Origin of the sequence: Lysinibacillus sp. JK80 (assembly GCF_027557635.1) — a bacterium.
GTDB lineage: Bacteria > Bacillota > Bacilli > Bacillales_A > Planococcaceae > Lysinibacillus > Lysinibacillus capsici.
Genome location: NZ_CP058997.1, coordinates 242493 through 264811 on the forward strand (window position 1 = coordinate 242493; position 22319 = coordinate 264811).

Consider the following 22319-nt stretch of genomic DNA (forward strand, 5'->3'; position numbering starts at 1 on the left):
AGATAATGGGCGATTTGATCGCTCCACTACTATGAAAAAAGTAAAGACATTTTGCAGAATAGTTGATTGGAGTGGAGCCAGCGTCACTCCTAGGGGATTTAGCGTCACAGATGAGACCCTGCAGCGAACGGAAGTGAGTGAAGCGGCTCATCGGACGCCCCCTGGAAAGGACGCTGGCGGAACGGAAATCAACCTCTCACCTTGCAAAGTTACTTTTTCTGCTGTTGACATCATCTTTTTTCAACAACATGAAAGCTGTCATTTTGTTTCAAAATGGCAGCTTTTTATATACAGCACAATCAATGCTCTTTACATTTAGGGATTACAACAGGAAGGTCTTTTTATTTGATGATAGATTTTGGAAGGAGTATTGTTCAAAATGTGGAATTAAAATAAAGTTCGCTAAAAAGATGCATTTTACCATCGTCGATACTCAGTTTTAGTGGTTTGGCACATCACTTTATTAATCATTACATGTTTGGAAACAGAATGAACAATAAAAGGAGAGAAAAACATGAGTATAGAAATTTTAATGGAGAACGATCTGTAGAGAGTGTGCAATTTGAAAAATTATTGTTTTCACAAAGTAATAAAAAGAGCTTTTCTAGTATTGAAAATGCTCAACAATTTATTAAGCAAAGAGGAACAGAAAATATTCACCCCTATGTGATTGGGGAGGATGTCAATCTTTTAAGCGATTTGAAGGAGCAAACATTCGAGGATATGCAGGTTTTTATTTTAAATGACCAAAAGTCTTCATCACAAATGGTGATTCTTTATATTCATGGTGGAGCTTGGACGAATCAACCTTTAAATTTACACTGGTTGTTCATGGATAAAATGGCACAAGCCTTAAATGCAAAAGTTATTGCGCCTATCTATCCAAAAGTCCCTCATTTTAGCTATCAAGATACGTACCCAAAGATGCTCAGCTTATATAAAGAGATTCTAGCATCTATTGAAAGCTCCAATCAATTAACCATTATAGGAGATTCAGCAGGTGGAAATATAGCACTTGGTCTAATTCAACTGTTGAAGCGAGACGGTCTGCCTCAACCACAAGATATTATTTTATTGTCGGCATGTGTTGATATGAGTTTAGAAAATCCACTTATTCAGGAATATGAAGAAAACGATCCCATGTTAGCTAGTGAAGGAATGGAAGTCATAACAAAAATATGGGCAGCTGATAAAGCTCTAAAGGATCCAATAATTAGTCCAATTTACGGCGATTTTCAAGGAGTTGGCAAGATTACTCATTTTATTGGGTCCCACGAAAGCTTATATCCAGATGCAATACAGTTTGATGAAAAGCTAACAGAACAAGGCGTTGCAATCAATACCTTTGTTTATCCTAAGATGAATCATGTGTTTGTTGTGATGCCGATCCCTGAGGCAGTGGATGCGCAACAAAAGATTATCAATATCCTAAGTAAATAATTCACAGAAAAACGTGTTTTGCTCCATTCAAAACACGTTTTTTTCTATGTACATTTTTAGCAAGGTTTATTTATCTGTAGATGTTTGAAAAATAAAATTTGTGAATTGCAGAAATCGCAGAAGGATTTGTCAAAATTAGTTGGTGTCTCAAAACAATCAATCATTGCAATTGATTTGAGAAAATTTAATCAATCATTAGAGCTTACCTCCAATATTTTAAAAGCTCCTGAATATGATGGGTGTTTTTACGTAAGTAAAAAAAGATTCTAAGTAAGCTAAATTGTACGTTTAACCCCTTTGGATAGGCCTATTTAAAGGGTGTTTTTATTGTTCGCCAGAATCTTTGAGATTACCACTTATTCCTTGATAACGACCAGTTGTCGATAATCCATTTACAACATGTATGGAAAAATTTATAGTGAGGCGTAGAAAGGACAGTGATCATATGAAGGTGGAAATATCGATTGACCCTACATATAAAGAACCCAAAGTAATCATTCTCACAGATAAAATGACTGATGACATTGAGCATCTTATGCAAATTATTACTACGACAGCAGAAAGCACTTTATTAGCTTTCTCCCATAAAGGCGTTGAATTGATCGATAGTAAGGAGATCGTGCGTATTTATACAGAGCAAAAAAAGGTTTGTGTCCAGAGCATTCACGGTGTTTATACGGTACGTTTGCGTCTTTATGAGCTGGAGGAAAAGCTCAATCCTCAAATGTTTCTCCGTATTTCAAATGCTGAAATAGTCAATCGCTACATGATCAAGCATATGGACATTAGTAGAACAGGTACAATCGGAGTTGAATTGAAGAATGGCACGAAAACATACGCTTCTAGGCGTTATGTAAGCAAAATTAAGAAGCAATTAGGAATCTGAGGTGATAAATATGCGAAAAGACATTTTAACACGTATTATTGGTGGATTTTTGATCGGTATAGTGATGGGACAAATTGTGCAATTCTTTGTATCAATGGGCATAGGTCAAGGAAAATATGTTTGGGTGGTACCAGAATTTCGTGCTTACTTTACAGATGAAATAAGTGCAATAATTACTCAAATTCTATTAACGGGTGTTATTGGCATTACCTTTGCTCTTGCTGCACTTATTTTTGAAATGGCTAGCTGGGGAATGTTGAAGCAATATTTCGTCCACTTTTTCATAACGGCAATGATTTGGATACCGATTGTAACGCTACTATGGATGCCAAAAACGATGGCTAATATTTTTTCTCTCGTAGCCAGCTTTCTTGGAACTTATATTGTGACATGGGTTTTACAATATAGATTTTCACAACGTGACATAGAAAAAATTAATGCGATTCTTACCAATCGAGGTGAAGAGCAGGATGATTAACATAAGAGATTTAACAAAGCTTTATAAAGAGCGTGTAGTCGTTAATCAATTAAATTTACAAATCCATCAAGGTGAACTTTTCGCTCTTTTAGGACAAAATGGTGCTGGCAAAACAACCACAATCAAAATGTTGTGTGGGCTCCTTTCACCTACAGAGGGGGATGCCACAATAGATGGAAAAAGCATTGTGCAAAATACACAGGCTGTAAAACAAGTTATTAATATTTCTCCTCAAGAAACGGCCATTGCGCCTAATTTAACGGTATATGAAAATCTATTATTATTCAGTCAGATTTATGGCTACGAAAAAGAAAAAGCACAACAACAAGTATATGACAAAATGGCCTTATTCGGACTGACTCCACATCAGCATGACAAGGCTAAGACACTATCTGGCGGCTACCAGCGTCGTTTAAGTGTAGCAATGGCTTTAATGTCAAACCCAAAGGTATTGTTCCTCGATGAACCGACTTTAGGGATGGACATACGGGCAAGGAATGATGTATGGAACATATTGAAGCACTTAAAAGGACATGTCACGATTATTTTGACCTCCCATTATTTGGAGGAGATAGAGGCTTTAGCTGATCGTGTAGGAATTATGCATCATGGGCAAATATGTGCACTAGGCACGATCCAACAATTGATCAGTGAAACAGGCAAGCATTCTTTAGAAGAGGTATTCTTGGAAAAAACAGAGGAGGCGTTATTGTGAGGGTAGCTGCGTTTGCAACAAGGAATCATAAAGAGATTGTCCGTGATCCAATCACTTTATTATTTGGTATAGGCTTACCAATTCTTTTATTGGGCTTATTTTCTGTTATGCAAAAAAATATGCCATTTGCTTTATATGAAATGAATAACCTAACACCGGGCGTCATTGTATTTAGTTTTTCTTTTCTCACACTGTTTTCAGGAATGTTACTAGGAAAAGATAAAAGTTCATCTTTTTTAATGAGGATTTTTGTTTCTCCTTTGTCTGCCGCTGATTACATTTTAGGGTATATGATACCTTTACTACCAATAGCTCTGCTACAAATTTTTGTTTGTTTAGCTACCGCCATGTTTTTAGGGTTGCCATTTAATAAGTCTATCCTCTTTATGATTCTTGTACTTCTAATAATTTCACCACTCTATATTAGTTGTGGATTATTATTTGGGACATTATTTACAGATAAGCAGGTAGGAGGGATATTTGCCATCTTTGTTAATGTGACAACTTGGTTAAGTGGAACATGGTTCGAATTAGATATGATTGGTGGAACATTTCAAAAGATTGCGCAACTTTTACCTTTCATGCACGCAGTCAATGCAGCTAGGGCTATCTTACATGCAGAGTATGCGAATGTGTTTTATTCACTTATTATTGTCATTGGTTATACAATAATTATGACAATTCTCGCCATCTTTATGTTTAAGCAGAAAATGCAAGGCAGTACAACATGAAAAAAAGGCAGCTCCGACGTTGGGCTGCCTTTTTTATTAATCATGATTTAATGTCGCAGCGATTTCAGGTTGCTGCTCTACTTGGCGTAGCATATTAAAGGAAGCAATCGCTACTTCTACTTGATCGTCCTTCGGTTCACGAGTTGTTAGTAATTGGAGCCATAAGCCAGGGTAGCCAAGGAAGCGTAACACTGGAATATTACGGCAGGCATTTGTCGCTTGTAAGACTTCAAATGAGATCCCGAGAACAACAGGAATTAATAGAATACGATCTAAAATACGAAGCCACAGTGGATCTGTAGGCACAAAGAAATATAAAAACATCCCAACGAACACTGTGAATAATATGAAGCTACTGCCGCAACGATAGTGTAGGCGTGATTGAGCTTGAACATTTTTTACGGTAATGTCTAATCCAGCTTCATAGCAATTTATCACCTTGTGCTCTGCACCATGGTACTGAAATACTCGTTTAATGAGGGGGGTTAACGAGATAAAATATAAATAGGCTAGCAGTAACAATAATTTAATACCGCTTTCCAGTAAAATTTGTCCCGTTTTACCTTCAATCCATTTTGAGAAAAAATCAGCTATAAAAACAGGAATTAATGTAAAGGCAAATTTTCCAAATAGAAAGGAAAGAATACCTACTACAGCAACGCCCAGTATCATTTGAAGTTTAGAGCCTTCTTCTTTATGATCTTCCTCTTCACCAGGTGTCACATCATAGCGATCCCCAGCAAATTGCATGTGACGAGAACCTAAGCCAGCGGATTCAATTAGCGCGACAACGCCTCGTACAAATGGGATTTTTTTAAGCTTTTGTAACAAAGGTTTTTGTACTTTTTTGAAATGATAATAATCAATGGAATCATCGTTACGACGAATGGCTGTAACAGTATGTTCCTTTCCTCCGAACATCACACCCTCTAATTGTGCTTGTCCCCCGTATACAGGTGAATTGCTCAAGGCTAACACCACTCTCTTTATATATTTCAACTGTACCATTGTACTAAATTTAGTGAAAAACCTCTACCGTTACGCATAGTAAATTTTCTATATGGCTACACTAATCGTACATTTTAGGAAATAATTAGTGTGCATAAAGGAGAGGTATAGGGTGAAAGTAGCGACAATTACAGCACTTGTCAATGCGCTTGTTTTAGCGCTGTGCTTAAAAGGTTTACATTATTTCCATCTCATTAAATGGCATCCGATAGGGTTTTATAAAAAATGGAATTGGTTTGAAGAAAGCTCCAAATTATTTCAATGGACCTTTTTTATTTTTCTACTATTTATTATCGGCTTATTTTTATACATGACTATGCGCTATGTATATATCATCCCAGCTGTTTTTTCTTCCCTTTTATTAGGTCTTTTGGTGACCATCTCATTGGAATGGATTGCTTTAGATTTACCATTACAACTTACGTCTTTTAAAAAACTGTCGATTCCCTTTATGGTGACCGTTATTTGTTTATTACGTTTCTTGCTTGAAACCGCCAATTTCCATCAGAAGGAACATACAGCACAAAAACAAAGTTGAAGGTACAAAATATCCCCTTCGTTTAAGGGGATATTTATGGCACCACTAGTTGAAATTAGTTGCTGAATGCACGGTGTATGATAAAATAAATGGCAAGTACATAGAAAGAGGCGAATAGAAGCGTGAAGTTATTATGTTTGAATGGACCGAACTTAAATCGACTTGGTAAACGAGAGCCACATATTTATGGACATGAAACATTGGATGATGTTCGAGAAAATGTTCAAAATCTTGCGGCTTCTTTAGGTGCTACAGTTGAATTTCGTCAATCCAATCATGAAGGGGTACTAGTAGATTGGGTGCATGAAGCAGAGGACGAAAAATATGATGGTATTATCTTTAATCCTGGTGCATATACCCATACAAGCATCGCATTGCATGATGCGATAGCAGGTATTTCTGTGCCAGTTATCGAAGTACATATTTCCAATATCCACAAACGTGAGGCTTTCCGACATCATTCCTATCTTGCTCCGGCCTGCCTTGGTCAAATTTGTGGACTAGGTACGAAAGGCTATGAACTGGCACTACGTACATTTATCGAGAGGGAGAATTGATTATGTTGAAATTACAAAAGCTACGTAAAGCACTTCAAGAACAAAGCATCGATGGTATTTTAATTACGAATGGGTACAACCGTCGCTATATGACAGGTTTTACAGGGACAGCAGGCGTAGCAATTGTGTCTCAAAATGATGCTGTATTTATTACAGATTTCCGTTATACAGAGCAGGCTGCTGCACAAATTCAGGACTTCCGTATTGTCAAGCATGAAGCCACAATTATTGAAGAAATTGCTACTCAAGTAAATAATATGGGTATCAAATTATTGGGCTTTGAGAAAGATACTGTAAGCTATGGCACTTATGAACTGTATAAATCGAAGATTCAAGCAGATTTAGTGCCGATTTCTGGGCTAATTGAAAAAATTCGCTTGATTAAGACGGAACAAGAGATTAATATTATTAAGGCTGCGTGTGAAATTGCAGATCACGCATTTACACATATTTTAGGCTTCATCAAGCCTGGTAAAACCGAGCTTGAAGTTTCGAATGAATTAGAATTTTTCATGCGTAAACAAGGAGCAACTCAGTCTTCGTTTGACACGATTGTTGCGTCTGGTCTTCGTTCAGCATTACCACACGGCGTTGCAACGAATAAAGTGATTGAAAAAGGCGACTTTGTTACATTAGACTTTGGTGCGCTTTATAATGGCTATATTTCGGATATCACACGTACTGTGGCTGTGGGAGAACCATCTGAAAAATTGGTAGATATGTACAATACAGTCCTTGCTTCTCAACTGTTAGCACTTGAAAAAGTGGGTCCTGGATTAACAGGTATTCAAGCGGACGCGATTGCACGTGACTACTTAAAAGAAAAAGGATATGGCGAAGCATTTGGTCATTCTTTAGGACACGGTATTGGTCTTGAAGTACATGAAGGCCCTGGCTTATCGATGCGTTCTGATACAGTGCTAGAGCCAGGTATGGCCGTGACGATTGAACCAGGTGTTTACTTACCTGGAATCGGTGGTGTCCGTATCGAGGATGATATTTTAATCACAGAAACGGGTAATGAACTACTAACACATTCGTCAAAAGAACTCATTATTTTATAAACTTTGGAGGAACACAAATGATCTCAGTAAACGATTTCCGTACAGGTCTAACAATTATTGTTGATGGCCAATTATACCGCGTGTTAGATTTCCAACACGTAAAACCAGGTAAAGGTGCTGCGTTCGTACGTTCTAAATTACGTAATCTACGTAACGGCTCAGTGAATGAAAAAACATTCCGCGCTGGTGAAAAAGTTGAAAAGGCACAAATCGATAATCGTAAAATGCAATATTTATATGCACAAGGTGACGAGCATGTATTTATGGACTTGGAATCATATGAGCAAACTGAACTAGCTTCATCTGCTATTGAGTATGAATTAAAATTCCTAAAAGAAAACATGGAAGTGCATATTCAATCTTACCAAGGTGAAATGTTAGGTGTTGAATTACCAAACACTGTTCAATTAGAAGTAACAGAAACAGAACCAGGAATCAAAGGTGATACAGCTTCTGGCGGTACAAAACCTGCTACTCTTGAAACAGGTCTAATCGTACAAGTACCATTCTTCGTTAACCAAGGTGACGTTTTAATCATTAACACGGATGAAGGTTCTTACGTTTCGCGTGCATAATGATCAGCCTACTCTTTTCATTAAAGAGTAGGTTTTTATTTTTTTCTTATACATATACTGTCAAATCGTTCATTTAATGTGATAATAGATAGAAGCACTATTTAATTTTTATTGAGGTACTATCAAGTTTCTATCATCAGATAGATGGTCATTACTGGTAGAATTGTTTACAATCAGAGTAAGGAGTGAAAGGTATGCTACAAACAACATTTGATATGCGATATCCAATTATACAAGCACCAATGGCAGGCGTGACATCACCTAAATTTGTGGCGGCTTGTGCTGAGGCAGGCCTATTAGGTTCAATTGGTGCAGGTTACTTAGATGGTGAACAAACAAAGCAGTTTATTCAAGAAGTGAAGAAATTAACGACAAAGCCCTTTGCGGTCAATTTATTTGTGCAAGAAGAACCCAAAATTGATGTCGAGGTTTTACAACAAGCCAGAATGGCACTGCAACCTTTTTACGATGAATTAGGATTATCCCCTGTACAGAGCGTAACATCAAAGGAAGTTTTTGCAGGACAGGTTCAAGCTGTGATTGAAGAAAAGGTAGCAGTTTGTTCATTTACATTTGGGTTGCCATCTCCAGCTGTTCTTAAACAATTAAAAGATCATGGCGTCTATACGATTGGTACTGCAACCACATTAGAGGAAGCCATACTGGTGGAGCAAGCAGGAATGGATGCGGTTGTATTACAAGGGGGAGAGGCAGGCGGTCATCGAGGCTCTTTTACTGACCCTCTGCAATTAATTCCATTGCATGACTTACTACAACAAGTAGTGGGAAAAGTTGCGATTCCGATTATAGCTGCGGGAGGCCTTGTAACCAAAGAGGATATTCAAAAGGCACTTGAAAGTGGGGCACAGGCAGTTCAAATTGGGACGGCTTTACTAGTGGCAGATGAATGCGAAATTTCGCCACTCTATAAAAATGCTGTATTGGCATCAAAAGAACAACAAACGACGATTACGCTTGCATTTACTGGTAAACCAGCAAGAGGTTTAGCAAATGAATTCACGAAACGTATGGAGGATGCGACAGTAGCACCCTATCCACTACAAAATTATCTAACGACTACCATTCGTAAGGAAAGTGCTGAGCAAGGTAATGCGGAATATTTATCCATGTGGATGGGTGAAAATAGTCACCTCATACAGCAAACGGATACGGTGAAAAACATTGTGAGCAAACTATTATAATTTTTTATCGTAGAAGATCTCTATACATCTGTATAGAGGTCTTTTTTTTTGAAGAGCGACATATATTGCTGTACACGAGGGGGCGTAGGAATGGAATTACAAGACGTATTAAGAGTTGCTGGAGTGGGACTAGTCGTTGCGCTTCTTCATGTTTTTTTTGATCAAACAGGGAAGAAGGAGTTTTCATTTTTCCTCTTTTTCATTGCTTACTTATATATGACAGCAGAATTACTTCGATTTTTACGTCTATTCTTTAATGAGATTTTAACCTTCTTCCAATGGCTTACCTCATCCGGGTAATGTGAATGGAAATTGTCATCGTCGCTGTTGTCATGCTGCTTTTATTATTGCTGATAAAAGAAGTTATACAGCCACTCCATGCGCTAATCAGTGTGATGTTTTCTTTTTTGCTTTTTGGCATGTTGTTCTCGACGCTTTTATTGCCTTTCGCCAAACAATTGTTAGAAACACTTGCGTTTTTACCTTATGCGAAGGCTATTTTAATCAGTGCAAGTATGTTCTATGTCGGGCAGTGGGTGGCATTGCTTTTGGCAGAACATAATTATAAAGTGCTCGGGAACATCGTTTTTGCTGCGGTGAAAATTGTGATTTTGCTGTATTGGTTTAAAGAATTTCTGGCTGTTCTACAGGAGGTGTCGGCCATTTTAAAAAGGCTAAACTAAGGAGCGAAGCCATTGCAGGAGCAAATATTATCGTTTTTAATCGACCCATTCTTTCTCTTGCTCAAGATGACGCTCATGCTTTGCAGCTACGTCATCATCATTTTGATTGTGAACATGCTATTACCAGAGTTTGAAAAAGGGACAAGGATACTTTTTTTTCTTATCGTTTTAGCAACAATCGGTCCTGTTGTTGTCAACTCCTTTACATTAATTGATGAAATTGCACAAGGACTAGCCCATCTATTTACGGCATTTTATCCGATTCTTACATCAAGCTTTTTATTATCCAGTAGTATTACAGCGATTGCTTCCTGGCAGCCTTTTTTACTGTTTTTTGTACAAGTCCTCACCATTATCAGTAGTAAGTGGCTTATTCCTGGCGTGCTTTTGGCCATTGTCTTTGATGTATGCAGTGTCATCGTAAAGGAAATATCCTTTACTCGAATAGCTGAATTGATTCGCTTTACAATTATGAGCATCGTGTCGGCCTCAGTTATTTGCTATGTCTTACTGATGACCGCAAGCGGTGTAGCAGCATTTAGTGTCAATGCGGCTGTAGCAGAGCCCGTCAAAAAATTAATTGAAGAAAATATTCCAGTTGTTGGTTCTTTTATTGTGGATAGTTTTTCGATGTTTCAGCATATGACTCAATTTACATCTTCTCTTACAAGTATTAGCGCCTTTATCGCCGTCATTACGGTGTCTTTTATCCCAACTGTGCAGCTTGTAGTTAGTGCCTATTCTTTGAAAATGCTCGCTGCTATTTTAGAACCGATTGCCTTTGATGATATTTGTAGACTACTAGATCAAGTTAGCAAATCACTATTTACTTTATGTGCTGTATCATTTTTAATTGCTTTTTCATTTATGTTTTCTTGTTTTTTCCTCATTGTGTTCGTACAAGTCATGGCAGGGGGGAGATAGATTGATTCTTTTATTGGCATTGCTGTTTGTCTGTCAGATTTTTGTGTTTCTAACGGATGATAAGGAAATAATTTCACTGACAAAGTTGGTCATTACGTTAGTATTTTTGCAATTGCTATTAAAGATTCCATTTATCAATTCATAGGAAGAAACAAGCGTACATACACTTGAAAAAGAGAAGATGAAAGGAGGCAATGTACAAGTGATGTGGAAAAGACACGAAAAAAAACAACGTCATTGATGGTTTTAATTTTGATAGCTGCCTCCGTGGGAATTTTCATCATTTTACCTATGTACCAAACGAATTCAACAAGCGACAAAGGTTCACCGCTCACGAATGAAGAAAAACTTGAGCAAACCCTGAAGGCAATGGAAGGTGTTGGGAAGGTTAAAGTCTACTTTTATTATGGAGAGATGACAGATGATCAGGATGCCAATAAACTATTCAGCCAATATTTTCGAGGGACTGAACAAGGCGCGAAAAACGTGACGGGAATGCTCGTTGTGTCAGAGGGTGCTTCCGATATCTTTGTGAAAAATGAAATTCGTGCTGTCGTCAGTCAAGTGATGCAATTACCGATTCATCGAATTATTATTGTTCCAATGGAAAATAAGGAGGAAAAGTAAATGCGCGTACGTAGAAGAACAGTTTGGTTTATGACATTATTAAGTTTAGTAGCAGTCATTTCAGTGTATTATTTGGTAGATCCAGCAAAGCAATTCAATGGTCTTACTATTTTTACAGATGATACACTGCAACAAACAGCTGTCACAGGTGTTACAGATCAGGAGGCAACAAATGATATAACACAAGAAGTATCTTCACCAAGTCACTTATTTGAAGAAATGCGTATGCAGGTTAGTGATGAGAGAAGTCAGCTTCGTGAACAGTTAACACAAAAGATTGCCTCAGAAGAATATTCTGCCGAAGAAAAAAATGAGGCATATAATGAAATGGATGGCCTTATTAAACGTGAATCAGCTGAAGCTATGCTTGAGATGCTCGTAAAATCATTAGGCTACTCTGATGCGTTTGTTCGTGCTGAGGGAGAAAAAGTGTCGGTGACAGTGATGGCAGAGGAATTGTCAAAAGCCCAAGCAAACGAAATTATTTATTTGGTAAAAACAGAGATGGAAGGCGCAAATGATGTGCAAGTTAAGTTCAGTGCAAATAATTATTAAAAAATAAAGAAAAAAATAAATTTTTAGTTAATTATTAAAAGGTTGTTATATATCAGCTTCATGAAAAGGCTTTCGCTTAGTAAAGGAAAGCCTTTTATTTTGTTCATATTTACTTAATTTTCATTTAACTATTTCAAATTGATACGAAAAAATATAGAATAGTTATTGTAGTAGATTTTAATTCATAAGGAGAGTTAGAAATGTTCAAAATTCAAGAAATTCGTGAAATTATCAAATTAGTGGATTCTTCTTCTATTGACGAGTTTGTGTATGAAGTAGATGGCGCAAAAGTAAAACTTAAAAAGAATAATGTTGTTGTTACAGAAACTGTAGCACCTAAAAAAGAAGTAGTAGCCCCTGTTGTACAACAATCTGCACCAGCAGAAGCTCCAGCAGTAACACCTGCACCAGCGAAAGAAGAAGCGCCAGCACCAGCTGCAGCGGCACCATCAGTTAACGACCCATCGTTACATAAAATTGTATCTCCAATGGTCGGTACTTTCTATCAAGCACCAAACCCAGATTCTCCTGCTTACGTAAAAGTGGGTGACAAAGTAGGGGACGAAACAATCGTATGTATCGTAGAAGCAATGAAATTATTCAACGAAATCGAAGCAGAAGTGCAAGGGGAAATCGTTGAAATTCTAGTTAAAGATGGCGACTTAGTAGAGTACGGCCAACCATTATTCCTTGTAAAAGCTGAGTAAGGAGTGCAAAACAAATGAAAAAAGTTTTAATTGCAAACCGCGGCGAAATCGCTGTGCGTATCATTCGTGCTTGTAAAGAGTTAGGCATTCAATCGGTTGCTGTGTACTCTGAAGCAGATGCTGACGCATTACATGTGAAGTTAGCAGACGAAGCTTATTGCATCGGACCGAAGCTATCAAAAGATTCTTATCTTAGCTTCCCAGCGCTACTTAGCGTAGCTGAAAAGACAGGTGCTGATGGCATCCACCCAGGATATGGCTTCGTATCTGAAAACGCTGATTTTGCTGAAGCTTGTGAAAACGCTGGCATTAAATTTATCGGTCCATCATCTGATTCTATTAAAATTATGGGCATCAAGGACGTTGCACGTACAACAATGGAAGCAGCAGGCGTTCCACTTGTTCCAGGTACTGGTATTGTACCAGATATCGAAACTGGTAAAGAATGGGCTGCTAAAATTGGTTACCCTGTCATCATCAAAGCAACTGCTGGTGGTGGCGGTAAAGGAATCCGTGTAGCACGTACAGAAGAAGATCTTGTAAAAGGTATTGAAATTACGCAAAAAGAGGCTGCTGCAGCATTCGGTAACCCTGGCGTATATTTAGAGAAATTTATCGAGTACTTCCGTCACTGTGAAATCCAAGTTTTAGCAGATGGCTACGGTAACGTGGTGCATTTAGGCGAACGTGACTGTACGGTTCAACGTCGTATGCAGAAGTTAGTAGAGGAAGCTCCATCTCCAGCCCTATCCTCTGAGCGTCGTGCTGAAATGGGTGCAGCTGCAGTAAAAGCGGCACAAGCATGTAACTATGAAGGTGCTGGCACAATCGAGTTTATCTATGACTATCAAGAGGACAAGTTCTACTTCATGGAAATGAACACTCGTATTCAGGTTGAGCACCCAGTAACAGAAATGATTTCTGGTGTAGATCTTGTACAACAACAATTAAAAATTGCATCTGGTGAGAAGCTTCCATTCACACAAGATGATATAAAATTAAATGGTTGGGCGATTGAATGCCGTATTAACGCAGAAAATGCCTATAAAAACTTCATGCCTTCAGCAGGAACTGTTGATACGTATATAACACCAGGTGGCTATGGTGTACGTATTGATTCTGCTGTCTATGCAGGCTATACAATCCCACCATATTACGATTCAATGGTAGCAAAACTAATTGTTCACGCGGATACACGTGAAGAAGCGATTGCAAAAATGAACCGCGCCTTAAGTGAATTCGAAGTATCTGGTCCTGGAATTAATACAACCATTCCATTCCACCAAGCACTAATGAACAATGATGTCTTCAAATCAGCGCAATTCAATACGAAGTTCCTAGAAGAGAACGATGTATTGGGTGTAGCAGAAAAAGTGAAGTAAGCGTTCGCAAGTTTAAACCTCCTAGCTATTATTAGTTAGGAGGTTTTTTATGTCTAAGCATAACTAGATAGAAGACTTACTTGCAGGTAGGAAGATCAATCATAGAAGAAAGATTGACCGTTATAGAAGCTTAAACAATTACTAGTTGAAGTGTGGTGAAAAAGATTATAAAAGTTCTATTTTATAGATAGAAGATCGTTATCTGGTGTTAATATACCATTCTTTGTTGAATAGTCTCCTATGTTTCTGTAAAGCACAGCTGTCTTTATCGCATGGCCTTCTTTCGCAAATACAAGAAGGAAAATATCTTCCCGTACATCTAATCCACTAATACTACCTTTAAACTGTATGTTCATTGTTTCTTCAATCGCATCTTTCGTTGTATAAGGTCCAAAAATTTGCGCTTTTTCCCAATCAAAATCCGTTAATTTATTTAGTGAAACTATAGTTGTACCATTATTTGCTTTTTCCATTATATTTTTCGCAAGCAATGTATCTTCACTAGCACTATTCCCCAAAAAAAAAAAAAACATTGTAAACATGAGGACAACCCCACCGATGCCAAACAACCATTTTTGTAACATACTCTACCTCTACTTTATCTCAAATCAATTCTATATTATAGAAAGAATACTATATAATAGAAGAAAGAAATAGTCATCCCCCTGAAAAGGAGTGAAACAATGGATGCCAATATACAATAAGCTAGTGAGGGATAAAATTTTAGAAGTAATTGAAGCGAAGGGTTTATCCTATCATGCACGCATTTTAGAACCTAGTGAGCTGGTAAAGGCAATAAAGGCTAAAATGATAGAAGAAGCTACAGAATTTTACGAAGCCGAATGTAGAGAAGAAAGTGTTGAAGAGCTCGCAGACATACTGGAGCTCATTCATATGGCTATCGGTGTGCTAGGTGTACGCTTTGAGGAGCTAGAAGCGACCCGTGTACACAAGAAGAAAGCTCGTGGGGGATTTGAAAAGGGAATTTATTTAATCGATGTCGTGGATCAGTAAAGTCGGTTTTAAATTAAAACGGCTTTCGACAGCCAAACCTTCCTTTTTATAGTATAATAAATGTAAGTACAGCACTTGTTTGTGATGTGTAAGGGAAAGGATGATATTTGTATGGCAGAGAAAGTAGGACAATCTTTCGTACAACCAACACCTTCTGGGAAAGAAGAGCTTGGAAAAATTGAGGTAGCGGCAGAGGTGATTGAGGTTGTGGCTGGGATTGCTGTCAATGAAGTAGAAGGCATTGCTGCAACTCGTGGGAATATTGCGACGGGTGTCGTGGAACGTTTCGGTAAAAAAGTACACAATAAAGGCATTAAATCAGGTGTAACGGAAACTGGTGAAATTGCGATTGATGTATTTTGCTCTGTGAAATATGGATATGCCATTCCTAAGGTAGCAAAAGAAGTTCAAACGCAAATCCGTCAGGCTATTTTTAATATGACGGCACTAGAAACAGCAGAAGTAAATGTGCATATTACAGGTATTCACTTTGAAAAAGAAGAAACAGTAGTGCATGAATAAAAAAGAAAAGGATTGCCCAATGATGATTCGTTCATCATTGGGCAGTCCTTTTTATATGGATTTCTCTAGGATGTTCATGTGGATGTATCGCTATTTTATAATTCTATATGCTTTGGCTTTCTCCAGAATAACGCAAGTATGACGCCTAGCACCAATACGATTGTAGCAAAGTAGTATGGATAGTTCAGATTGATATCGAACAATACCCCACCTAGAATTGGGCCAAAAATATTACCAAGACTTGTAAACATAGAGTTCATGCCACCAACAAATCCTTGTTCATTTCCGGCAATTTTCGACAAATACGAAGTAACAGCAGGTCGAATTAAATCGAAGCCTACGAAAATAAAGAATGTCACGAATAAGATGGCAAAATAATGACTCACGATCGTCATGGCAAATGTTAATACTGCTGAAAGGATTAGTGAGTAACGAATAACATTAATCTCACCCATTTTCTTTGTCAGCCAATCAAATAGTATTAATTGAGCTAGTGCCCCAACAATACCACTTCCTGTAATAATTATGGCAATATCCGATGGTGTAAACGCAAATTTGTGATCAACGAATAAGCTAAACAATGATTCGAATGCAGCGAGGCCAAATGATAACACGAAAATAAGAATGAATGGTATGAAGTAGAGTGGACTAAACACACGCTTGACACTACCTAACATGGATTGTGCTACTTCTTCATTGTCTGTAGCACGTGTTGGCTCTTTTAAAAACAGCAATGACAGGATAGCTGCGAACAGACCAAGTACCCCAGCTGCATAAAATGGGACACGTGTACCAATTTCAGCTAAAAAACCACCGATCCCAGGGCCGATAATAAAACCTGTGCTAATGGCTGCACTCATATAGCCAAGTGCCTTAGGGCGCTGTGCCAATGTCGTAATATCAGCTATATAGGCGGTTACAGCTGGCATAATGAAAGCGGCACTCACGCCACCTAACATACGAGAGACAAAAAGAATTTCAACAGAACGACCAAACCCAAATAAAAACTCAGAAAGTCCAAAAATAAAAAGACCTGCAACAATCATAACTTTGCGGCCAATATTATCAACAAGCTTACCTGCAATTGGTGATGCAATTAATTGTGTAATGGCAAAGGCTGCCACCATATAACCAACAACAGAGCCAGAAATATGTAGCTCATTCATGATGGTTGGTAAAACAGGGATGACTAAACCAATCCCTAAAAAGGCAATGAAAAGATTAGATAATAAAATAGCTAAGGTTATATTTTGTTTCTTGCTCATAAACTTCTCCTTCTAATTGTTCGCGATACATGTTTTCAATCTACTAGAATATTTCCATGTAATACGATAAACCCTATAGTAACTATAGGGTCAAAAGATTTGTTTTTATTTTTAAAAATTTTTATCAGTTTGGGAGTTCTGGCTGAGAGTTATACGAATGCGCCACTACTTTTTCGGAGGAATTTTGTGTCTCTTGTTTTTGCCTAATCTTTAATTCTACTATAAATTTCTTTTCTTGTTCCATAGTGAGCGTTGCTGGCATGTATAGCTCATACACTTGCGATTCAAATAGTTCCTGCTGAGCCAATACATGATTTCTCAACTTTTCATAGAATGAAAAATAAGTATCAGGATCGTAAATAAAGGCAATGCATACATATCTACCCCCAGGAATAATGGTTTGTTGTATGTTTGGTGAAAGCTGCGAAAATGTGCGCTCCGTTAATAGGGGAGTGAAAATAGCATCATAAATGATGTCATTGACATCTTTATAGGGCTCTAGTGGATAAATACAGCCATAACGACTGTTTAAGACACTGCCTTCCTTTTCGATGATTTTAATTAAAGTGGCATAGTATGTACTGGTGCTCGATGTCGGTGTTAATTCAGTAGTGGTTACTTGAAGAACGGGCATTGCTTCCTCTATTTGCGCATAAATCTCACCGAAGACTGGGATATCAATTTGCTCTTGTAATTGCTTTTTTGTTTTTAGTAAGGTATTTTTTGCTTCGTTTAAACGTGAAATTTTTTCATTGATGCGTAGCTCCTGCTGAGCTAAAAAATCAAGCAATTCCTCAGAGGTTAATCTAAGTGCTTTTTTTATATCATCAAGCGTCACGCCGATATATTTAAGGGACTTTATAATGTCTAAATAGAATAGCTGATTGCCTTTATAATACCGATAATTGGTGAAGGTATCGATATAAGCAGGCTTAAATAAATCAATTTGATCATAATAACGTAATGTCTGAACCGATAAGTTTGAAAGTTTGGCAACCTCACCTATCGTATAATAATGTTCCTTCATAAATGGCCTCCACTAATAAAAGCTAAAAAAGTTTCGAATGGCATCAAAACGAATTTTATGCTTGCATCCACCCAGTAAAATAGGTGAGATGTACGTTCCTTCATTTGTTGATATTGTTCTTCACCGTCAACCATTTTAAATGTTTTTTGCAGCTAAGACATATAGCTTCAGTTTGCATTGTGACACCTCTAACGTTTTTCTTTATTATACCATTACGAACAGGAAACATTCATTTTTGGAATACCACTATTCGATGAGAAGTGGGCTTAAACAAAAAGTTCCTTGAAAAAGGTTCAGATTATTGAAAACTTGCTTGAAATCGTGTTTCTCATGTGATTTTATGCTATTATAAACCTTAATGCCACTTAAGAAGGAGAGCTTTACATGAAACGACATGAAGCACGCGAAAAAGCGTTGCAAGTTTTGTTTCAGCTAGACAATACGGATCTAACAGTTGAAGAAGCAATGGGCCATATTAAAGGTCAACCTACCAATGCCTTCTACGAAAAGATCGTAAATGGAACAGCTGAACATTTGGAGGAAATCGATGCTACATTAGAACAGCATCTTGAAAAGTGGTCACTTGCCCGTCTACCCAAAATTGAAAGAACGGTTTTACGTTTAGCTGTATATGAATTGTTATACATGCCAGAAACACCAAAAAGAGTAGTACTAAACGAAGCAATCGAGTTATGTAAAACATTTGGCGATGATAGTTCATCTAAATTCGTCAATGGTGTACTTTCTAAATTTACAGAACAAGAATAATGTGTTGAATTGGAAGGAGTAACGAAGGTTTATGTCAAGTGCAATTATTAATGGTAAAGAGATTGGTCAAGAAATTCGTAATGCTGTAGCAGAGCGTGTCATTCGTTTAAAAGAGCGAGGATTGACACCTGGTTTAGCGGTTGTGTTAGTTGGAGACAACCAGGCATCAGCTACATATGTGAGAAATAAACAAAAATCTTGTGAAGCGATTGGTATGTTTTCAGAACTCATTAAATTACCCGAAGAGACAACGCAAGAGGAATTACTAGCACAAATTGAGCTTTTAAATCAACGTGAGGATATTCATGGTATTTTAGTTCAATTACCACTCCCAAAACATATTGATGAGGATACAGTCATTGCAACGATTGCTGTCGAGAAGGATGTGGATGGATTCTCACCTGTAAGCGTTGGGAAAATGATGCTTGGCCAAGAAACATTTTTACCTTGTACACCGTTTGGCGTGATGAAGCTTCTTGAGTATTCAGGAATTGAAATCGCAGGAAAGCATGCTGTAATCGTAGGTCGTAGTCATATCGTTGGTAAACCAATGGGACAACTACTTTTACAAAAGGATGCAACGGTAACCTATACACACTCTAAAACGCCAGATTTACCTTCATTTACAAAACAAGCAGATATTTTAATTGCCGCAGTCGGACGTGCAAACTTTATTACGAAAGAGCACGTGAAAGAAGGGGCTGTTGTTATTGATGTAGGCATTAATCGCGATGACAACAATAAATTATGCGGTGACGTAAACTTTGCAGAAGTAGATGGAATTGCGTCTCATATTACGCCTGTACCAGGTGGTGTAGGACCAATGACCATCACAATGTTACTATTCAACACAGTGCAAGCAGCTGAAAATACGCTTGCAAAATAAAAAACCTTTTGAAGAAAGTCATCTCAACATTGTGTGAGGTGACTTTTTTGTTGTGTAAATTCAGAACTTTTCTTCGATTATGTCGTCTAATGTAACGTTTGGGACATACATACTGAGGAGGAGGTTTTTATGGAAAATATCGATATTATGTTAATTGTCAAGCATATCATTATTGGACTTGTCCAAGGCTTTACAGAGCCAATTCCTGTATCGTCGAGTGGACATGTAATGATTGCTAGCGAAATGCTGGGACTAGGTGAACAAGGTTTTACTTTTGCCATCTTAACCAATACAGCTTCGTTACTTGCTATTATGTATATTTATCGTGAGGATATTGTTCGTCTGATCAGTCATTTTTTTCTTTACTTGAAAACTAGAGAAAAGCGGTATAACGCAGATTTTCGCTTTGCTCTCTATATTGTCATCGGTTCAATTCCTGCTGGCGTTTTAGGGGTGTTATTAAGTGATGTTATTGCAGATAACGTAAGTATGACAACGATTGCGCTCATGCTATTTGTGACAGGGACTGCATTATGGTTAATTCGTAATATGCGTGGCAAGAAGAAAGATGCAGATTTACGTGCTAAAGATGCCATCATTGTAGGGCTGGGGCAAGCAGTTGCTTTAACGCCAGGCATTAGCCGTTCAGGAGCTACGATTATTTCCGCCATAGCAGTAGGGATGAAGCAGGATACAGCCTTACGTTTTTCCTTTATGCTTTATATTCCTGTAAGTTTGGGTGGGGTAGTCCTTGGCATTACAGATTTTTTAGACGAGCCGAATAAAGGTGCCTTAGCTCTTCCATATGCCGCCACTTTCTTGGCAACACTCATTATGACTTATTTTGCGATGCGTTGGTTTATGGGCATTATGAAAAGTGGCAAACTTAGCTACTTTACGTATTATTGTTTTATTGTAGGAACTCTTTTATTACTATTTTATTAAAATATAAAGTCTCATAACGTATGAAGTTATGGGGCTTTGTTTGTTATTTTTCATAATATACGATTTCTAATAGTGAGAACGTGTAGGAATGTGTTATAGTTGTTTTTCGATAGAAGAAAGACAGTCATTTTTTCTATCGAAACTGCATTTTGGCACGTCAACGACTGCAAAAAATGTTATGATAGGTGTAGTTTTGTGAAAAACTTGATTTTAGTAAAGGAGCCGAAAACATGTCCTCTGCTTCTTATTTAACAGTAAAAGCGTTAACAAAATATATTAAACGAAAATTCGATGCAGATCCACATTTGCGTGAAGTGTATGTAAAAGGTGAATTATCAAATGTGAAAATTCATCAATCCGGCCATATTTACTTTACATTAAAGGATGATGGTGCCCGAATAGCTGCGACGATGTTTAAAGCAGCGGCTACCAAATTAGCGTTTGAACCAAAGGAAGGTATGCAAGTATTTATCCGAGGGGATGTAAACGTTTACGAAGGCTATGGAACCTATCAGCTATATGTACAGGAAATGCAACCGGATGGCATTGGTAGCCTATTTGTTGCCTTCAATCAATTAAAAGAGCAATTACAAAAAGAAGGTCTTTTTAAACCTGAGTGGAAGCAACCGATACCAAAATTTCCTGAAAAAATTGGTGTGCTCACGTCAACAACTGGTGCAGCTATACGGGATATTTGTTCAACCTTAAAGAGGCGTTACCCACTTGCTGAAATTTTGATTTATCCAACCCTTGTACAAGGAGCTCAGGCTGCACCGAATATTGTGCAAAATATTCAACGTGCTAATCAAGAGGCAAGCTGTGATGTGTTGATTGTCGGGCGAGGAGGAGGCTCCATCGAGGATTTATGGGCTTTTAATGAAGAAATTGTGGCAAGAGCTATTTTTGAAAGCCGAATTCCTATTATTAGTGCGGTTGGCCATGAAACAGATACAACGATCGCCGATTATGTAGCCGATTTACGTGCACCTACTCCAACAGCTGCTGCTGAGTTGGCTGTGCCCGATCAAGCGGATCTCTACCAACGCGTGCTTACGCAGAAATCACAGCTACATCAAATGGTTAGGTCGCAACTTATGGCAGAGCGACAACGTCTAAATAAGCTCCAGCAGTCTTATCCATTGTCAATGCCAGAAAGACTTTATCGACCTTTTACAGAAAGATTGGCACAGCTTGAGTCAGGATTACAGGCAGCAATGCAAGTGAGCTTGATGAAAAAAGCTGCCCAACTTCAACAATTACATAGTACGGTGGAGCAACATTCACCCAAAAAGGCACTTGCTTTTCATCAGAGAGAGCTTGAAGCGCGCGTTCAACAATTATCACGTGCTACAACGTATTATGTGGCAAAAAAGCAACAACAATTTGAGTCAACCGTTAGAACATTAGAAGCTTTAAATCCACTGTCAATTCTAACAAGAGGATTTACAGTAGCATATAAAGATCAGCAAATGATCAAATCATCCACTGAGGTACAAAAGCAAGATCAACTGACACTGACTTTCCATGATGGAAAGGTTGTGGCTAACGTGACGAATATCTTGCCAAAGAATGAGGGGGAATTGTTGTGACTGAAAAACAACAAACATTTGCAGAAGCCATGACGGCACTAGAAGAAATCGTTCGCCAGTTAGAACAGGGTGATGTGCCATTGGAAAATGCGATTGATTTATACAAGCAAGGAATGGAGCTATCAAAGTTTTGCCATAGTAAGCTGCAACATGCTGAGGAGCAGCTTGTATCAATTGTCCAAGAGACTGGTGAAACAACAGCATTTGATCCACTAAAGGGAGAGAATTAGG

The 22319-nt window shown here is 37.9% G+C and carries 28 protein-coding genes and 1 pseudogene; 25 read left to right on the forward strand and 4 right to left on the reverse strand.

What is annotated here, in order from left to right; genetic code table 11:
• The first annotated feature begins 514 nt into the window (after nucleotides 1–514).
• From HXV90_RS01250 to HXV90_RS01270, 5 genes and pseudogenes are all read left to right on the forward strand, one after another.
• Nucleotides 515–1440, forward strand: a pseudogene (locus HXV90_RS01250) (alpha/beta hydrolase fold domain-containing protein).
• Nucleotides 1441–1885: 445 nt separating this feature from the next.
• Nucleotides 1886–2326, forward strand: a complete 441-nt coding sequence (locus tag HXV90_RS01255; RefSeq protein WP_048392281.1) for a LytTR family DNA-binding domain-containing protein — start codon at nucleotides 1886–1888, stop codon at nucleotides 2324–2326.
• A 10-nt stretch (nucleotides 2327–2336) separates the two neighbouring features.
• On the forward strand, nucleotides 2337–2804 hold the full coding sequence (locus tag HXV90_RS01260; protein WP_048392282.1) for a DUF3021 domain-containing protein: 468 nt from the start codon (nucleotides 2337–2339) through the stop codon (nucleotides 2802–2804).
• Nucleotides 2797–3519: an ABC transporter ATP-binding protein gene (locus tag HXV90_RS01265; RefSeq protein ID WP_048392283.1), complete on the forward strand. Its 723-nt coding sequence runs from the start codon at nucleotides 2797–2799 to the stop codon at nucleotides 3517–3519. Before HXV90_RS01260 ends, HXV90_RS01265 begins: the two co-directional genes overlap by 8 nt.
• The gene (locus HXV90_RS01270; protein ID WP_112118315.1) at nucleotides 3516–4250 is read left to right on the forward strand and encodes an ABC transporter permease; all 735 of its coding nucleotides are present in this window, start codon (nucleotides 3516–3518) and stop codon (nucleotides 4248–4250) included. The genes HXV90_RS01265 and HXV90_RS01270 overlap by 4 nt, the downstream gene beginning before the upstream one ends.
• A gap of 36 nt (nucleotides 4251–4286) precedes the next feature.
• Here the strand turns inward: HXV90_RS01270 and HXV90_RS01275 are convergent, their stop codons facing one another.
• A complete protein-coding gene (locus HXV90_RS01275) occupies nucleotides 4287–5258 on the reverse strand; it encodes a DUF1385 domain-containing protein (protein ID WP_048392285.1) in 972 nt (323 codons plus the stop codon).
• 112 nt (nucleotides 5259–5370) lie between these two features.
• On the opposite strand from HXV90_RS01275, the gene HXV90_RS01280 reads away from it, so the two are divergent.
• The 13 genes from HXV90_RS01280 to accC all read left to right on the forward strand — a co-directional run bounded on the left by HXV90_RS01280 (nucleotide 5371) and on the right by accC (nucleotide 14072).
• The gene (locus tag HXV90_RS01280) at nucleotides 5371–5796 is read left to right on the forward strand and encodes a hypothetical protein (protein ID WP_048392286.1); all 426 of its coding nucleotides are present in this window, start codon (nucleotides 5371–5373) and stop codon (nucleotides 5794–5796) included.
• A 122-nt stretch (nucleotides 5797–5918) separates the two neighbouring features.
• Nucleotides 5919–6353: a type II 3-dehydroquinate dehydratase gene (aroQ, locus tag HXV90_RS01285; RefSeq protein ID WP_004231111.1), complete on the forward strand. Its 435-nt coding sequence runs from the start codon at nucleotides 5919–5921 to the stop codon at nucleotides 6351–6353.
• A 2-nt stretch (nucleotides 6354–6355) separates the two neighbouring features.
• The gene (locus HXV90_RS01290; protein WP_081010950.1) at nucleotides 6356–7417 is read left to right on the forward strand and encodes a M24 family metallopeptidase; all 1062 of its coding nucleotides are present in this window, start codon (nucleotides 6356–6358) and stop codon (nucleotides 7415–7417) included.
• 17 nt (nucleotides 7418–7434) lie between these two features.
• Nucleotides 7435–7992: an elongation factor P gene (gene efp, locus HXV90_RS01295; RefSeq protein ID WP_004231115.1), complete on the forward strand. Its 558-nt coding sequence runs from the start codon at nucleotides 7435–7437 to the stop codon at nucleotides 7990–7992.
• Nucleotides 7993–8186: 194 nt separating this feature from the next.
• Nucleotides 8187–9194, forward strand: a complete 1008-nt coding sequence (locus HXV90_RS01300) for an NAD(P)H-dependent flavin oxidoreductase (RefSeq protein ID WP_066036341.1) — start codon at nucleotides 8187–8189, stop codon at nucleotides 9192–9194.
• A 90-nt stretch (nucleotides 9195–9284) separates the two neighbouring features.
• Complete coding sequence (locus tag HXV90_RS01305) at nucleotides 9285–9494, forward strand: hypothetical protein (RefSeq protein WP_012295089.1); 210 nt, start codon at nucleotides 9285–9287, stop codon at nucleotides 9492–9494.
• A 5-nt stretch (nucleotides 9495–9499) separates the two neighbouring features.
• Complete coding sequence (locus tag HXV90_RS01310; protein WP_016994741.1) at nucleotides 9500–9877, forward strand: hypothetical protein; 378 nt, start codon at nucleotides 9500–9502, stop codon at nucleotides 9875–9877.
• Between the two features lie 12 nt (nucleotides 9878–9889).
• Nucleotides 9890–10801, forward strand: a complete 912-nt coding sequence (locus HXV90_RS01315) for a stage III sporulation protein AE (RefSeq protein WP_004231121.1) — start codon at nucleotides 9890–9892, stop codon at nucleotides 10799–10801.
• A gap of 1 nt (nucleotide 10802) precedes the next feature.
• Nucleotides 10803–10946 carry a hypothetical protein gene (locus tag HXV90_RS01320; protein WP_004231124.1) on the forward strand — a complete coding sequence of 48 codons (144 nt, stop codon included), beginning with the start codon at nucleotides 10803–10805 and terminating at the stop codon, nucleotides 10944–10946.
• 62 nt (nucleotides 10947–11008) lie between these two features.
• The gene (locus HXV90_RS01325; protein WP_066036340.1) at nucleotides 11009–11428 is read left to right on the forward strand and encodes a hypothetical protein; all 420 of its coding nucleotides are present in this window, start codon (nucleotides 11009–11011) and stop codon (nucleotides 11426–11428) included.
• Nucleotides 11429–11983 (forward strand): SpoIIIAH-like family protein, encoded by a 555-nt coding sequence (locus HXV90_RS01330; protein WP_004231131.1) that lies wholly within the window; start codon nucleotides 11429–11431, stop codon nucleotides 11981–11983.
• Nucleotides 11984–12183: 200 nt separating this feature from the next.
• A complete protein-coding gene (gene accB, locus HXV90_RS01335; RefSeq protein WP_004231133.1) occupies nucleotides 12184–12690 on the forward strand; it encodes an acetyl-CoA carboxylase biotin carboxyl carrier protein in 507 nt (168 codons plus the stop codon).
• 14 nt (nucleotides 12691–12704) lie between these two features.
• Complete coding sequence (gene accC, locus HXV90_RS01340; protein ID WP_004231135.1) at nucleotides 12705–14072, forward strand: acetyl-CoA carboxylase biotin carboxylase subunit; 1368 nt, start codon at nucleotides 12705–12707, stop codon at nucleotides 14070–14072.
• Between the two features lie 176 nt (nucleotides 14073–14248).
• Here accC and HXV90_RS01345 read toward each other — a convergent pair whose 3' ends face one another.
• The gene (locus tag HXV90_RS01345; protein ID WP_269898195.1) at nucleotides 14249–14656 is read right to left on the reverse strand and encodes a hypothetical protein; all 408 of its coding nucleotides are present in this window, start codon (nucleotides 14654–14656) and stop codon (nucleotides 14249–14251) included.
• Between the two features lie 103 nt (nucleotides 14657–14759).
• Here HXV90_RS01345 and HXV90_RS01350 point away from each other — a divergent pair, with 103 nt between their 5' ends.
• Together HXV90_RS01350 and HXV90_RS01355 are read left to right on the forward strand one after the other, a co-directional pair.
• Nucleotides 14760–15086, forward strand: a complete 327-nt coding sequence (locus HXV90_RS01350) for a nucleoside triphosphate pyrophosphohydrolase (RefSeq protein ID WP_259420382.1) — start codon at nucleotides 14760–14762, stop codon at nucleotides 15084–15086.
• A gap of 111 nt (nucleotides 15087–15197) precedes the next feature.
• Entirely contained in the window at nucleotides 15198–15608 is a 411-nt protein-coding gene (locus tag HXV90_RS01355) for an Asp23/Gls24 family envelope stress response protein (RefSeq protein ID WP_004231142.1), read from the forward strand.
• A gap of 95 nt (nucleotides 15609–15703) precedes the next feature.
• On the opposite strand, the gene HXV90_RS01360 is transcribed toward HXV90_RS01355, so the two are convergent.
• Both HXV90_RS01360 and HXV90_RS01365 read right to left on the reverse strand, forming a co-directional pair.
• On the reverse strand, nucleotides 15704–16873 hold the full coding sequence (locus HXV90_RS01360) for an MFS transporter (RefSeq protein ID WP_048392291.1): 1170 nt from the start codon (nucleotides 16871–16873) through the stop codon (nucleotides 15704–15706).
• A 124-nt stretch (nucleotides 16874–16997) separates the two neighbouring features.
• Complete coding sequence (locus tag HXV90_RS01365; protein ID WP_054549162.1) at nucleotides 16998–17900, reverse strand: MerR family transcriptional regulator; 903 nt, start codon at nucleotides 17898–17900, stop codon at nucleotides 16998–17000.
• A gap of 384 nt (nucleotides 17901–18284) precedes the next feature.
• Here HXV90_RS01365 and nusB point away from each other — a divergent pair, with 384 nt between their 5' ends.
• From nusB to xseB, 5 genes are all read left to right on the forward strand, one after another.
• A complete protein-coding gene (gene nusB / locus HXV90_RS01370; protein WP_004231146.1) occupies nucleotides 18285–18668 on the forward strand; it encodes a transcription antitermination factor NusB in 384 nt (127 codons plus the stop codon).
• A gap of 31 nt (nucleotides 18669–18699) precedes the next feature.
• The gene (folD, locus tag HXV90_RS01375) at nucleotides 18700–19554 is read left to right on the forward strand and encodes a bifunctional methylenetetrahydrofolate dehydrogenase/methenyltetrahydrofolate cyclohydrolase FolD (protein ID WP_054549163.1); all 855 of its coding nucleotides are present in this window, start codon (nucleotides 18700–18702) and stop codon (nucleotides 19552–19554) included.
• Between the two features lie 129 nt (nucleotides 19555–19683).
• Nucleotides 19684–20499, forward strand: a complete 816-nt coding sequence (locus tag HXV90_RS01380; RefSeq protein WP_048392294.1) for an undecaprenyl-diphosphate phosphatase — start codon at nucleotides 19684–19686, stop codon at nucleotides 20497–20499.
• Between the two features lie 230 nt (nucleotides 20500–20729).
• Entirely contained in the window at nucleotides 20730–22088 is a 1359-nt protein-coding gene (gene xseA, locus HXV90_RS01385; RefSeq protein ID WP_054549164.1) for an exodeoxyribonuclease VII large subunit, read from the forward strand.
• Nucleotides 22085–22318 carry an exodeoxyribonuclease VII small subunit gene (xseB, locus tag HXV90_RS01390; RefSeq protein ID WP_008179899.1) on the forward strand — a complete coding sequence of 78 codons (234 nt, stop codon included), beginning with the start codon at nucleotides 22085–22087 and terminating at the stop codon, nucleotides 22316–22318. Before xseA ends, xseB begins: the two co-directional genes overlap by 4 nt.
• Nucleotide 22319: the final 1 nt, after the last annotated feature.

Coding starts and splice junctions, on each gene's coding strand:
- HXV90_RS01255 (WP_048392281.1), top strand. CDS start 1,886: ATGAAGGTGGAAATATCGATTGACCCTACATATAAAGAACCCAAAGTA.
- HXV90_RS01260 (WP_048392282.1), top strand. CDS start 2,337: ATGCGAAAAGACATTTTAACACGTATTATTGGTGGATTTTTGATCGGT.
- HXV90_RS01265 (WP_048392283.1), top strand. CDS start 2,797: ATGATTAACATAAGAGATTTAACAAAGCTTTATAAAGAGCGTGTAGTC.
- HXV90_RS01275 (WP_048392285.1), bottom strand. CDS start 5,258: ATGGTACAGTTGAAATATATAAAGAGAGTGGTGTTAGCCTTGAGCAAT.
- HXV90_RS01290 (WP_081010950.1), top strand. CDS start 6,356: ATGTTGAAATTACAAAAGCTACGTAAAGCACTTCAAGAACAAAGCATC.
- efp (WP_004231115.1), top strand. CDS start 7,435: ATGATCTCAGTAAACGATTTCCGTACAGGTCTAACAATTATTGTTGAT.
- HXV90_RS01300 (WP_066036341.1), top strand. CDS start 8,187: ATGCTACAAACAACATTTGATATGCGATATCCAATTATACAAGCACCA.
- HXV90_RS01305 (WP_012295089.1), top strand. CDS start 9,285: ATGGAATTACAAGACGTATTAAGAGTTGCTGGAGTGGGACTAGTCGTT.
- HXV90_RS01310 (WP_016994741.1), top strand. CDS start 9,500: ATGGAAATTGTCATCGTCGCTGTTGTCATGCTGCTTTTATTATTGCTG.
- HXV90_RS01330 (WP_004231131.1), top strand. CDS start 11,429: ATGCGCGTACGTAGAAGAACAGTTTGGTTTATGACATTATTAAGTTTA.
- accB (WP_004231133.1), top strand. CDS start 12,184: ATGTTCAAAATTCAAGAAATTCGTGAAATTATCAAATTAGTGGATTCT.
- accC (WP_004231135.1), top strand. CDS start 12,705: ATGAAAAAAGTTTTAATTGCAAACCGCGGCGAAATCGCTGTGCGTATC.
- HXV90_RS01345 (WP_269898195.1), bottom strand. CDS start 14,656: ATGTTACAAAAATGGTTGTTTGGCATCGGTGGGGTTGTCCTCATGTTT.
- HXV90_RS01350 (WP_259420382.1), top strand. CDS start 14,760: ATGCCAATATACAATAAGCTAGTGAGGGATAAAATTTTAGAAGTAATT.
- HXV90_RS01355 (WP_004231142.1), top strand. CDS start 15,198: ATGGCAGAGAAAGTAGGACAATCTTTCGTACAACCAACACCTTCTGGG.
- HXV90_RS01360 (WP_048392291.1), bottom strand. CDS start 16,873: ATGAGCAAGAAACAAAATATAACCTTAGCTATTTTATTATCTAATCTT.
- HXV90_RS01365 (WP_054549162.1), bottom strand. CDS start 17,900: ATGAAGGAACATTATTATACGATAGGTGAGGTTGCCAAACTTTCAAAC.
- nusB (WP_004231146.1), top strand. CDS start 18,285: ATGAAACGACATGAAGCACGCGAAAAAGCGTTGCAAGTTTTGTTTCAG.
- folD (WP_054549163.1), top strand. CDS start 18,700: ATGTCAAGTGCAATTATTAATGGTAAAGAGATTGGTCAAGAAATTCGT.
- HXV90_RS01380 (WP_048392294.1), top strand. CDS start 19,684: ATGGAAAATATCGATATTATGTTAATTGTCAAGCATATCATTATTGGA.
- xseA (WP_054549164.1), top strand. CDS start 20,730: ATGTCCTCTGCTTCTTATTTAACAGTAAAAGCGTTAACAAAATATATT.